This is a genomic window from Nocardia sp. 852002-20019_SCH5090214 (genome assembly GCF_001665865.1).
Taxonomy (GTDB): domain Bacteria; phylum Actinomycetota; class Actinomycetes; order Mycobacteriales; family Mycobacteriaceae; genus Nocardia; species Nocardia nova.
The window spans coordinates 75,316-87,470 of sequence record NZ_LZMK01000420.1; the positions used below are offsets into that span (position 1 = coordinate 75,316).

The following is a 12,155-nucleotide window of genomic DNA, read 5'->3' on the forward strand; positions in this document are numbered from 1 at the left end:
TCGGCCCGCTATGCCGGGCGAAGATGAGTGACGTCGCCCGCCGAAACCGAACGATCGCCGATGATCAGGCGGCCGTAGGTGTCGATATCGGTGGCCACGCCGGTGATGACCTCGCCGCCGGGCAGTTCCGCCCGCACGTCGGCGCCGAGGGTGGCGCACCGGGCACGGTAGGCGTCGGCCAGCGCCGTGACATTCCAGTTCTCGGTCCGCCATTCGGTGAAGTGGCGGGCGAAGGCGCGCAGCAGGGCGAGGACCAATTCGTTGCGATCGGCGTTCTCCGCACCGGCCAGGGTGAGCGAAACGGCATGCGGCACAGGCAGTTCGTCCTCGGCGAGGCTCACATTGAGCCCGACGCCGACCACGACCGTCGGCGCGCCCGCCCCGGAGGCGACCTCGGCCAGGATGCCGGCCACCTTGCGGCCGCCGATCAGAACGTCGTTGGGCCACTTGAGATTTGCGTCCAGTCCGGTGGTTTCGCGGACCGCGTCGACGACGGCGACACCGGTCAGCAGCGGCAACCAGCCGAGGACGGCCGGCTCGATACCGCCGAGCCGCACCAGAATCGACATCGCGATCTGCGCGCGCGGCGGACTCACCCACGACCGTTCGTGGCGGCCGCGACCGCGGTCCTGATATTCGGCGACCAGCACCCTCCGATCGGAGGACGGATCGCCCGCCACGCCGATCAGATCCGCATTGGTCGAACCGGTCGACTCCACCACATCGATGTGGGAGAAGAACGACAGGTCGGGCTGTTCGGCGACGGCATGTCGCAGGATATCGGCGTCCAACGGTGGCCTCTGCACGCCTCGCAGGCTACTCCTGCCTGCTCGGACGGTCGTTGTGCCGCTCCCGTCGGACGGTTCGCCCGGGGGGCGGGACCAAGATGCGAGCACCGCCATGTGAGCGACACCCGCCTCCCGGTTCCTCTCATCGGGCCAGGTCGTACTCCGGCAGATGGATCGAGCGCACCGGTCCGCCGGCGCCTGCTCCGCCATATGCCATGACGGCGTCGGAGGCCCATTCGCCGAGCTCTTCCGGCGCCTGCTCGTCCGGCCGCTCGGCCCGGACCTCCGGATCCACGACGGTCGGCTCCGGCTCCCCGGCCGACCGGGTCCACGCTGTCGCGGTGGCCCGTTCCGCGACCGATTTACTCCACTCCCACATCGCGCACCTCCCCAGTGCTTGATTTCGGAGTCTTCACGGTACGGGTACGGAACCCCGACAATCCACCGATTTAACCGGCGACCCCGGCCGCTCGACGCGAAAAGGGCTGCGGCACAGAGCGTTCGGCGCGCCTTACAGAGGTTGCAGGCCCAGGGCCCCGGCGACGAATCGGCTCACCGCGGTCAGGCCGGACTGCAGCGCGGAATCGTAGCCCTCGCGCGCCCAGCCCGAAATCTCCGCGGTGCCATCGGGTTGCGGCGTCACCACGATCTCGGCGACCAGTTCCGCGGTGGTCGGCTCGCACACCGCCCACGAATATCCGGTCTGTTCCGCCCATTCGCGGGCACGGCGTTCGACATAGCCGGGATCGGTGATGCCGCCGTCGGCCAGAGCCGGGCGGTCGTCGATGCGGTCGTCGGCACGCAGCGCACGCAGATACCAACTGCCGGCGTTGATTTCGATCGGTTCCATCAGAACCTCCGGCGACGGTCGCGGCGACGGCGGCGGCGGTCGAGCAGGCGGTGGTCGTCGCCGTCGAGCAACCGGCGATCGTGGCCGCGCTGCTGGAGGCCGCCGGTGATGATGCCGGCCGCGGGGATCAGCAGGAACCAGAGCCAAGTATGGGTGGTGAAGAACAGCACCAGCGCGATGATCACCACCAGGCCCATCATCGAACCGGCGAACTCGCGCCGCCCACCCGGCTGCGCGGCGGCCGGTTCCGGCGGTTCCGGCGGCTCCGGCACGACGGCCGGGAGGTCGCTGAACACCGGCGCCAGATCACCTCGCGTCACCGCCGCGGCGATGAGGCCGCTGCGCTCGTCGAACTCGGCGACCGACAACCGCCCGGCGGCGAAGTGCTCCGACAGGCGTTGCATCGCCTGCTCGCGCTCCGCGGTACCGATGCGGACGTCGGGAGAATCAGCCATGGCACGAGATTACCGCGCGGGGCGCCGGTGAGCGGGCCCGTCGTCGCGGCATTCCACCCGCGGTACCGCCGGTCGCACATCCGCACTATCGTCGGTCTCATGTTCCGCCAGCGCGGCATCGGCACCGCTGCCGCCCCGCTCGTCGCCGCGACGACCGGTCCAGCACCACAGCCGAGTACCGAGACGCGGCCGCAGACCAGCGACGCGAGGCTCGGGGCGCGGACGATACCGGCGAGCCGCCGTACCCCCGGCCCCTTCATCCGGCCCGGTAGGCACCTCGGGCGGATGCGATGACGGCGCGGGAGTTCGGGCGGTACCGCCTCGATCGACTGCTCGGCCGGGGTTCGGCCGGGGAGGTGTGGCTGGCGTACGACCCGGCGGATGCGCGGACCGTCGCGCTGAAGATCTTGTCCGGGAGCGCGGCCGAGGACGCGGATTACCGGCGGCGGTTCGAGCGCGAGGCCCGGATCGGAGCGCATCTGGACAATCCGCATATCGCACCGATCCATCGATTCGGCGAATACGCCGGGCGGCTGTACCTGGATATGGCCTACATCCCGGGTGTGGATCTGGCGCGGCTGGTGCGGTCGAGTGCGATGGCGGTGCCGGAGTCGATCGATCTGATCTCGCAGATCGCCGAGGCACTCGACGCCGCCCACGCGGCCGGGCTGGTGCACCGGGACGTGAAGCCCGCCAACATCATCGTGCATCCCGGCGGGTTCGCGTATCTCATCGACTTCGGGATCGCTCGCGCGGCGGGGCAAACCACCATCACCGCAACGGGTTTCACGGTCGGCACGCTCGCCTATATGGCGCCGGAACGGTTCACCGGGCACGGCGACTCCCGCTCGGACGTGTACTCACTGGCCTGCGTGCTGTACGAATGCCTCACCGCGCAAAGGCCGTTCGGTGATACCGACGCGGTCCGGCAGTTGCACGCCCATCTGCACGAGCCTCCGCCGCGCCCCTCCGCGGTCGCCGCTCACGTCCCCGTCGCGCTCGACGCCGTCGTCGCCCGCGGGATGGCGAAGCGGCCGGACGACCGCTACCGCACCGCGGGCGAGCTGGCGGCGGCGGCCCGGGCCGCGGCGGGAACGACCACCGTCGACCACCCACCGCCGGTCCTGCAATCCGAGCAGTCGCAGACGCCGCATCCAGTCGCGACACCGGAGGCGAGCGGGCAGCCCGGGCCCGCACCAGCGGCACGCGGGCAACTCGGTCCCTCGCCCCTGGCGGCCGCGCAACCCGCGACGACCAGACGATTCGACTCCGGACCGGCCCCCGTGCCCGGATTCGCGGGTGCCGCGGCCGGGCGGCCGCGCGGTGCGGCACGCCCGACTCGCTTCCTGCCGGGCCCGGGCACACCGGCCGATGCCCTCGCACCGCCCGCAGCCCTCGGACCATCCAGCCGGCCGCATCCCTTGTCCTCAGCGGCACAGCAGGTTTCACCCGCACCGCCACGCCGCTCGGCCCTCACCGTCGCCGCCGCGCTGATCGGCGCAGCCATCGTCGCCCTCGCGGTCGTCGCCGGGTGCACGGCCCTGCTGAGCAGCGGCTCCCGCACTCCCTCCGACCAGCAGTCGACCACCCCTCCGGAGGTCACCACCCCCGCACCGACCACCGCGGCCCCGACGACCCCGGAACCGGGATACACGACCGCGGTCATCCCACCGCGGCTGCTGCCCTTCCCCACCGGCGTGCTGCCGCCGCCCTTCCAAATCCCGCATGCCACAAGCTATTCCGAGAACAAGCACGACAAACCGACAGAGCCCGGCAAACAACACTCTCCGCACGCCGGTTAGGTCTCGTGTGCTTGCCGTCGGTTCTCTACCCAGAACGTGAAGAACCCCGCTCCGTTGTGGAGCGGGGTTCTTCACGAAATCGCTTGCTGCCTACTTGATTTCGGCGAGCACGGTGCCCTGGGTGATGGCGGCGCCGGCCTCGACGGCCAGACCGGTGACTACACCGGACTTGTGCGCGTTGACCGGGTTCTCCATCTTCATGGCCTCGAGCACGGCGATCAGGTCGCCGGCCTCGACCGACTGGCCCTCTTCGACGGCCACCTTGACCACGGTGCCCTGCATCGGCGCGGTGACGGCGTCACCGGAGGCGGCCGAGGCGCCCGCGCCGCCACGCTTGCGCGGCTTGGGCTTCTTGCGGATCACGCCCGCCCCGTTGCCCGCGGCGCCGGCCGCGCCCGCGCCCACGCTGAACTGGCCCGGCAGCGACACCTCGAGGCGACGGCCGCCGACCTCGACGACCACCGTCTGGCGCGCACCCTCGTCCTCGTCCTCGATGGGCCGGCCACCGGTGTAGGGCTCGATGGTGTTTTCCCACTCGTTCTCGATCCACTTGGTGTAGACGTCGAACTTGGTGCCGTCACCGACGAACGCCGGGTTGGTCACGATGTGGCGGTCGAAGGGCAGCACCGTCGCCAGGCCCTCGATCTCGTATTCGGCCAGCGCACGCGCGGCCCGCTCCAGCGCCTGGGTGCGGTTCTCGCCGGTGACGATCAGCTTGGCCAGCATCGAGTCGAACTGTCCGCCGATCACGCTGCCCGCGACCACGCCGGAATCGACGCGCACGCCGGGGCCGGACGGCTCCTTGTAGACGGTGACCGGGCCCGGTGCGGGCAGGAATCCGCGGCCGGCGTCCTCACCGTTGATGCGGAATTCGATCGAGTGGCCGCGCGGAGTCGGGTCCTCGGTGATGGTCAGCTCCTCGCCGTTGGCGATGCGGAACTGCCAGCGCACCAGGTCCAGACCCGAGGTCTCCTCGGTGACGGGGTGCTCGACCTGCAGGCGGGTGTTGACCTCGAGGAACGACACGGTCTCGCCCTGCACCAGGTACTCCACGGTGCCGGCGCCGTAGTAGCCGGCCTCCTTGCAGATCCGCTTGGCGGACTCGTGGATCTTGGCGCGGACCTCGTCGGACAGGAACGGCGCGGGCGCCTCCTCGACCAGCTTCTGGAACCGGCGCTGCAGCGAGCAGTCGCGAGTGCCGGCGACGATGACGTTGCCGTGCTTGTCGGCCAGCACCTGGGCCTCGACGTGGCGGGCCTTGTCCAGGTACTGCTCGACGAAGCACTCGCCACGGCCGAAGGCGGCGGTCGCCTCGCGGGTGGCGGAGTCGAACAGCTCGGGAATCTCCTCGATGGTGTGGGCGACCTTCATGCCGCGGCCACCACCACCGAAGGCGGCCTTGATGGCCACCGGGACGCCGTACTGCTCGGCGAACTCGACGACCTCGTTCGCGTCCTTCACCGGATCCTTGGTGCCCGCGGCCATCGGAGCCTGCGCGCGTTCGGCGATGTGGCGAGCGGTGACCTTGTCACCCAGATCGCGAATCGACTGCGGCGAGGGGCCGATCCAGATCAGCCCGGCGTCCAGGACGGCCTGGGCGAAATCCGCGTTCTCGGACAGGAAGCCGTAACCGGGGTGGATCGCGTCGGCGCCGGACTTGCGCGCCGCGTCGAGAATCTTGTCGAAGACCAGGTACGACTCGGCCGAGGTCTGCCCCCCGAGCGCGAATGCCTCATCGGCCAATTTGACGAATGGCGCGTCCGCGTCCGGTTCCGCGTACACGGCGACACTGGCGATACCGGCATCCTTGGCGGCCCGGATCACACGCACCGCGATCTCGCCCCGATTGGCGATCAGGACTTTCGTGATCTGCGCGCTGGCATGGCTGGGCACTGAGCCTCCTGTGCTTTGGACAACTTACGTCTCGGGTGAGTGTAGGCAGTGTGCCAACAGACTCCGAACAGGGATAGGGCTACCGAACAGTAGCCCGGACCCCCGTGACGTGAACAACACCCTAGACCGACTGTGCCGCCGCCGACACGGCGGCCGGAGCCGAACCCGGTTCACTTCCCTTGACGATCGGCGTGCGCACAGCGTTGCTCCACTCGGTCCAGGAGCCGTCGTAGTTACGCACATTCGCCACGCCCAGCAGCGAAGTCAGCACGAACCAGGTGTGTGCCGAATGTTCGCCGATGCGGCAGTAGACGATGGTGTCCTCGGCGCCGAGCAGCGGCGCGTAGATCTCCTCGAGCTCCGACCGGCTGCGGAATCGGCCGTCGCCGCCCACCGCCGCGGTCCACGGGATGTTGATCGCGGTCGGAATGTGCCCGGCGCGCAGTGACTGTTCCTCCGGGCGGTCCCGGATGCGGTCGTCGTCGCCCGTGTACTCCCCCACCGCGCGCACGTCGACCAGTCCGGCGCCCGTTCCGCCGTCGTTCAGGCAGGCGCGCACATCCTCGAGGAAGGCCCGGGCGCTGCGATCGTCGCGCTCGACGACCGGATACTCCCCCAGCCCGACGTCGGGCACCTCGAAGGTGGTGTCGCGAGCCTCGGAGATCCACGCGTCCCGGCCGCCGTCGAGCAGTCGCACATCCGGATGCCCGAACAGGCCGAAGACCCACGCGGTGGCGGCGGCGGTGCCGTTGGCCTTGTCGCCGTAGACGACGACCGTGTCCTCGCGAGCGATGCCCTTGGCACGCATGAGTTCGGCGAAACGGGCGCCGTCGATCACGTCGCGGGTGAGCGGATCGGTAAGCTCAGCGCGCCAATCGATCTTGACCGCCCCTGGCACATGGCCGATGTCATAGAGCAGGATGTCCTCGTTGGACTCGACGATCGCGAGGCCCGGCGTACCGATGTTTGCCGACAGCCACTCAGTGGTTACCAATCGTTGTGGATATGCATGAGAGCCGAAGGATGGATGAGAGTCCGGAGCGACGGGCACGGTGGAAGATCCTTCACGCGTGGTAGACGATGGGCGGCTGGGCAGTACCGATCGTAGGTGCGAACAATGTGCGCCGTCGGTTTCACATCACGAATCGGATGAAGCGCGATTAAGTCGCAGCTTCGTCCGATAAAGTCACATGGGAGGAGGGGTGAGCTATGTCCGATTCTTGGCCACGACGGCGCCTGCTTGCGATCCTACGCAGCGCCAGCGAGCCTCTCGATGCCCAGGAACTGGCGCGCATCACCGGACAGCACGTCACCACCGTCCGCTTTCATCTGGATGTTCTCACCCGGGAATCGCTGGTCCGCCAATTCCAGCAGCCGCCTCGCGGCCGCGGCCGCCCGCGCATCGGATACACGGCGGTGCAGCGATCGGTCGGTTATCAAGATCTCGCGCAGGTGCTGGCCGATCAGCTCGGCAGTGATCCCCGCCGGCGTTCCGAATTGGCCGTGACGGCGGGTCGCGCGTGGGGCGCCAAGGTCGAACAGCTCGAACAGCCCATCGCCTCGCTCGACGACGCGCGCGATGTCGCGGTCACGGTGAGCTCCGAATTGGGTTTCGCCCCGGAGCGCGATCCCGCCTCCGAAACCGGCGACCAGCTCAACATCCGCCTGACCGCCTGCCCGCTGCGCGAATTGGCGCGCACCCACTCCGAGGTGGTCTGCGGTGTGCATCAGGGCCTGATGCGCGAAGTCTTGGACCGCAACGGCGGACGCGATGCGGTCAACGTCCGGCTGCACCCGTTCGTGGGCCCGGAACTGTGCGTGATCCATCTGGAGGCACTGGCGAGCACGCTCCCGGATCCCGCCCACATCCCCGATCAGGCCGGGACCGGACCGCGACTACCGACGCCGTCAGCCAATCGCGTCGGCCCGCAGCTGCGCACGGAACCACAGTTGCGCAATTCCGACGCCCACGTCGCCCAGGAGGCGACGCAGCAGCGGTAGGCCGATTCCGATGACACTGGACGGGTCACCGTCGATGCGGTCGACGAACCAGCCGCCCATTCCGTCGAGGGTGAACGCACCGGCCACCCGCAGCGGCTCGCCGGTGGCGATATAGGCATCCAGCTCGGCCGGCCCGGGATCGGCGAAATGCACGGTGGTGGTGCTGCAGTCCTGGGCGTCGGCGACGATCGCGCCGTCGCGCACGCGCAGCACACAGTGGCCGGTGAGCAGATCGGCACTGCGCCCGGCCATCTCGGCCCAGCGGGCGCGGGCGACGTCCGGGGTATGGGGCTTGCCCTGCAGCACGCCGCCGACCAGCAGCATCGAGTCACAGCCGACGACCACGCAGTCGTCGACCAAGCGCGGGGCCCGCGCGGCCACTAGGCCATAGGAATCCGGGGCGGCCGGGCCCTCCACGGACGCGGCGGCGTCGGCGATCAACGCGGCGGCGACGGTGTGGGCCTTGGCTCGGGCGAGAGCGGTCACCACGCCCGCGGGTGGTGTGTCCGGCGGGAGCGCCGCGGCGACCGCGTCCTCGTCGACCTCGGATATTCGGACCACGGGATCCAGCCCGGCCGAACGCAACACCTGCAGTCGCGCCGGCGAGGCGGAGCCGAGAACGAATCCCGTCACGTCAGCCGCGGATGTGCGACAGATAGGGGAAGGCGTAGGGAGAGAACGGCGAGGTACCGCGGTGCATCATGGTGGGCCGGCCCCAGTTGTCCACCGGGCCCTGATCCTGCGGCGCCGCGTCGGCGTTCGCGCCCGCGGCGGCGAACACGGTGACCAGAGCGGCGAGTTCCTCGTCGGTGGGCGAACCCTTCAGAACGCGGATGACCGGCCCGTGGCCGACCTCGGCCTCGACGACAGCGGTGTCGGATGCGAGCCTGGTGTCGCCGTCACCGAATTCGTCGACCGCCAAATCCAATTCGGCAGCGCGCAATATCTCTTCGTCAGCCACAGCCGTCACAGCGCCAACTCCTCCTGTTCTGTGCCGGACCGAGAGGGCCCGGCGTTCACGGCGCGGGACGAACCCACGCCGCGAACGGTATTCGTGCGGCCCTCATCGAATGAGGGCCTTTTCCTACCATCTTCACCCGGATGCGGCAATCGTGCGCGGTACGAACTCGCCACTCTCCCGGAAAGTGTGCCTCCGCTACCGCACATATCGTCGGATCAGAGCGGAATGTTGCCGTGCTTCTTCGGCGGAAGAGTAACCATCTTTCGCTCGAGCAAGCGGAGCGCCGCGACGATCTGGCCGCGGGTGTGCGAGGGCGGAATCACCGCGTCGACGTAACCGCGCTCGGCCGCCACGTACGGGTTGACCAACGTGTCCTCGTACTCGTTCTGCAGCTCGAGGCGCAGGGCGTCGACATCGGCGCCCTCCGCGGCCGCTTGCTGCAGCTTCTTGCGGTAGACGAAGCCGACCGCGCCCGAAGCGCCCATGACGGCGATCTGGGCGGTGGGCCACGCCAGGTTCACATCGGCGCCCATGTGCTTGGAGCCCATCACGTCGTACGCGCCGCCGTAGGCCTTGCGAGTGATGACCGTGATTTTGCCCACAGTGGCCTCACCGTAGGCGTAGAGCAGCTTCGCCCCGCGGCGGATGATGCCGTTGTACTCCTGGCCCGTACCCGGCAGGAAGCCCGGAACGTCGACCAGCGTGATGATCGGAATGTTGAACGCGTCGCAGGTGCGCACGAACCGGGCGGCCTTCTCCGAGGCGTCGATGTCGAGGCAGCCGGCGAACTGGGTGGGCTGGTTGGCCACGAAACCCACGCTGCGGCCGTCGATGCGGGCGAAGCCGACGATGACGTTCATCGCGCGTTCGGCCTGCACCTCGAAGAACTCGTCGTCGTCGACCAGTCGCCGGATGACCTCGTGCATGTCGTAGGGCTGGTTCGGCGAATCCGGGATCAGGGTGTCGAGCTCGAGATCCTCCTCGGTCAGCGAATCCTCGATCGCGCCGGCGATCGGGTCGCTGGCCGGGAAGCGCGGGGCCTCGGCGCGGTTGTTGCTGGGCAGGTAGCTCAGCAGGTCCTTCACCCAGTCCAGCGCGTCCTGCTCGCCGGAGGCGACGTAGTGCGCGGTACCGGACTTCACCATATGGGTGTGGGCGCCGCCCAGCTCCTCCATGGTGACCTCTTCACCGGTGACGGTCTTGATGACGTCCGGGCCGGTGATGAACATCTGGCTGGACTGGTCGACCATCACGACGAAGTCGGTCAGCGCCGGGGAGTACACGTGCCCACCCGCCGCGGCGCCCATGATCAGCGAGATCTGCGGGATCACGCCGGAGGCCTGGATGTTGCGGTGGAAGATCTCGCCGTAGAGGCCGAGCGAGACCACGCCCTCCTGGATGCGAGCGCCGGCGCCGTCGTTGATGCCGATCAACGGGCGGCCGGTCTTGATCGCGAGGTCCATGACCTTGACGATCTTCTCGCCGTAGACCTCACCGAGGCTGCCGCCGAACACCGTCGAGTCCTGGCTGAAGATGCAGACGTCGCGGCCGTCGATGGTGCCGTAGCCGGTGACCACGCCGTCGCCGAGCGGACGGTTGTTCTCCAGGCCGAAGTTGACGCTGCGGTGCCGGGCGAGCGCGTCCATCTCCACGAACGAACCCTCGTCCAGCAGGGCCAGGATGCGCTCGCGCGCGGTCAGCTTGCCCTTGGCGTGGACCTTTTCGACCGCGCCCTCACCCATCGGGTGCTTGGCCTCTTCCAGCCGATTGCGCAGATCAGCCAGCTTCCCTGCGGTGGTGTGGATATCGGTGGCGCCCGCCGAACCCGGCGAAGGCTGACTCTGGACACTCGTCATGCCCCGGAGTGTAACCAGTGGCGCAGCCCGGCGGAATTCCAGTGGGGGCTACCGACCAGTACCCTTATTGGCTACCCGCCAGCAGAAAAGCGCTGGTGAAGTGCCACAACGACGGTCCGGACACGCTCGCGCGAGCCTGGGAATCGTCAGCGATCGGCCATGCCCGCGAGGACGCGATCCAGGGCATCCACCGCCCGCTCGAGTTCGTCGGCGGTGACCGTCAGCGGCGGCCGGAACCGGATACCGCGCTCACCGGTTCCGAGGAACAGTACCCGTTCGCGCTCGCGCAGTTCCGCGAGGACGGCATCGCGCAGTTCGGCGGAATCCAGTGTCACCGCGCACATCAGCCCGCGACCGCGCGGATCGGTGAGCCGCTCGTGCCGGTCGGCGAGCGCGCGCAGCCGGTCGAGCAGTAGCGCGCCGAGTTCCTTCGCGCGGGCGGCCAGGTCGTCGGATTCGATCACCTCGAGAATGCGGCGGGCCCGCACCATATCGGCGAGGTTGCCGCCCCAGGTGGAATTGAGCCGCGAGCTCACCGCGAACACGTTGTCGGGCACTTCGTCGACGCGCCCGCCGGCCATGATTCCGCAGACCTGCGTCTTCTTTCCGAAGGCGACCACATCCGGTCGCAGGCCCAACTGCTGGTAGGCCCAGGTCGACCCGGTCATCGCCACGCCGGTCTGCACCTCGTCGACGATGAACAGCGCGTCCTGCTCGTGGCACAGCTGCTGCATGCGCCGGAGAAATTCCGGTCGCATGTGCCGATCGCCGCCCTCGCCCTGAATCGGCTCGGCGATGAAACACGCGATGTCGTGCGGATTTTCGGCGAATGCGGCCCAGGCCTGCGCCAGCGCGCGCTGCTCGGCGACCTCGATGTCGATGCCGGGGCGCAGATAGGGGGTCTCGATGCGCGGCCAGTCGAAGGCCGGGAATCGTTCGGTCTTGATGGGGTCGGTATTGGTCAGCGACAGCGTGTAGCCGGAGCGGCCGTGGAAGGCGCCGGTCAGATGCAGCACCTTCGTGCCCAGTTCGGCCGGGCGGCCGTGCATCGCGTTGTGGCGGCTCTTCCAGTCGAAGGCGACCTTCAGCGCGTTCTCGACCGCTAGCGCACCGCCGTCGATGAAGAACAGATGCGGCAGCGCCGGATCGCCGAGGACCCGCGCGAAGGTGTCGACGAAGCGCGCCATCGCGACCGTATAGACATCAGAATTACTGGGCTTGTTCAGCGCCGCCCTGGTGAGTTCGGCGCGAAAGCGGGCGTTCGCCGCCAGCGCCGGATGGTTCATCCCCAACGCGGAGGAGGCGAAGAAGCCGAACATATCCAGATAGACGGTGCCGTCGCGGGCGTCGACCAGGTCGAGTCCCCGCGATCTGCGCAGGTCCAGCACCAGATCGAAACCGTCGGCGAGCATATGGGCGGACAGGATGTCGTGTACGCGCGAGGCGGTGACCGACGCCGGGTTCGTGACCTCCGCGTCGGCCGTTCCGGGGCGCTCCAGTTCGAGGGTCACACCCACAGGATACGAAAATATTTACGGTTTCACTACGA

Annotated in this window: 12 protein-coding genes; 2 read left to right on the plus strand and 10 right to left on the minus strand. The window is 68.8% G+C overall.

Features of this window, described 5'->3' with window-relative positions:
* Positions 1-8: 8 nt before the first annotated feature.
* The 4 genes from A5780_RS35900 to A5780_RS35915 form a co-directional block, all read right to left on the minus strand.
* Positions 9-806: a biotin--[acetyl-CoA-carboxylase] ligase gene (locus A5780_RS35900; protein WP_231983204.1), complete on the minus strand. Its 798-nt coding sequence runs from the start codon at positions 804-806 to the stop codon at positions 9-11.
* A 124-nt stretch (positions 807-930) separates the two neighbouring features.
* Positions 931-1,167, minus strand: a complete 237-nt coding sequence (locus A5780_RS35905; RefSeq protein WP_036523144.1) for a hypothetical protein — start codon at positions 1,165-1,167, stop codon at positions 931-933.
* Positions 1,168-1,299: 132 nt separating this feature from the next.
* Complete coding sequence (locus tag A5780_RS35910; protein WP_063015944.1) at positions 1,300-1,638, minus strand: hypothetical protein; 339 nt, start codon at positions 1,636-1,638, stop codon at positions 1,300-1,302.
* Positions 1,638-2,093, minus strand: a complete 456-nt coding sequence (locus A5780_RS35915) for a DUF1707 domain-containing protein (protein ID WP_064905699.1) — start codon at positions 2,091-2,093, stop codon at positions 1,638-1,640. Before A5780_RS35915 ends, A5780_RS35910 begins: the two co-directional genes overlap by 1 nt.
* Before the next feature lie 290 nt (positions 2,094-2,383).
* Between A5780_RS35915 and A5780_RS35920 the strand changes: the two genes are divergently transcribed.
* Positions 2,384-3,895, plus strand: coding sequence for a serine/threonine-protein kinase (locus A5780_RS35920; RefSeq protein WP_063015943.1), 1,512 nt, complete (start codon positions 2,384-2,386; stop codon positions 3,893-3,895).
* Positions 3,896-3,985: 90 nt separating this feature from the next.
* On the opposite strand, the gene A5780_RS35925 is transcribed toward A5780_RS35920, so the two are convergent.
* Both A5780_RS35925 and A5780_RS35930 read right to left on the minus strand, forming a co-directional pair.
* Positions 3,986-5,788 (minus strand): acetyl/propionyl/methylcrotonyl-CoA carboxylase subunit alpha, encoded by a 1,803-nt coding sequence (locus A5780_RS35925; RefSeq protein ID WP_063015942.1) that lies wholly within the window; start codon positions 5,786-5,788, stop codon positions 3,986-3,988.
* A gap of 121 nt (positions 5,789-5,909) precedes the next feature.
* Entirely contained in the window at positions 5,910-6,839 is a 930-nt protein-coding gene (locus tag A5780_RS35930) for a sulfurtransferase (RefSeq protein WP_064911249.1), read from the minus strand.
* A gap of 158 nt (positions 6,840-6,997) precedes the next feature.
* Here A5780_RS35930 and A5780_RS35935 point away from each other — a divergent pair, with 158 nt between their 5' ends.
* Positions 6,998-7,789, plus strand: a complete 792-nt coding sequence (locus tag A5780_RS35935) for a metalloregulator ArsR/SmtB family transcription factor (RefSeq protein WP_063015940.1) — start codon at positions 6,998-7,000, stop codon at positions 7,787-7,789.
* On the opposite strand, the gene A5780_RS35940 is transcribed toward A5780_RS35935, so the two are convergent.
* The 4 genes from A5780_RS35940 to lat form a co-directional block, all read right to left on the minus strand.
* On the minus strand, positions 7,697-8,422 hold the full coding sequence (locus tag A5780_RS35940) for a nucleoside triphosphate pyrophosphatase (protein WP_063015939.1): 726 nt from the start codon (positions 8,420-8,422) through the stop codon (positions 7,697-7,699). The genes A5780_RS35935 and A5780_RS35940 overlap by 93 nt on opposite strands.
* 1 nt (position 8,423) lies before the next feature.
* Entirely contained in the window at positions 8,424-8,759 is a 336-nt protein-coding gene (locus A5780_RS35945) for an acyl-CoA carboxylase subunit epsilon (RefSeq protein ID WP_030513606.1), read from the minus strand.
* 206 nt (positions 8,760-8,965) lie between these two features.
* Positions 8,966-10,606: an acyl-CoA carboxylase subunit beta gene (locus A5780_RS35950; protein ID WP_064911250.1), complete on the minus strand. Its 1,641-nt coding sequence runs from the start codon at positions 10,604-10,606 to the stop codon at positions 8,966-8,968.
* 146 nt (positions 10,607-10,752) lie between these two features.
* Positions 10,753-12,117: an L-lysine 6-transaminase gene (gene lat / locus A5780_RS35955; RefSeq protein ID WP_064911272.1), complete on the minus strand. Its 1,365-nt coding sequence runs from the start codon at positions 12,115-12,117 to the stop codon at positions 10,753-10,755.
* Positions 12,118-12,155 lie beyond the last annotated feature (38 nt).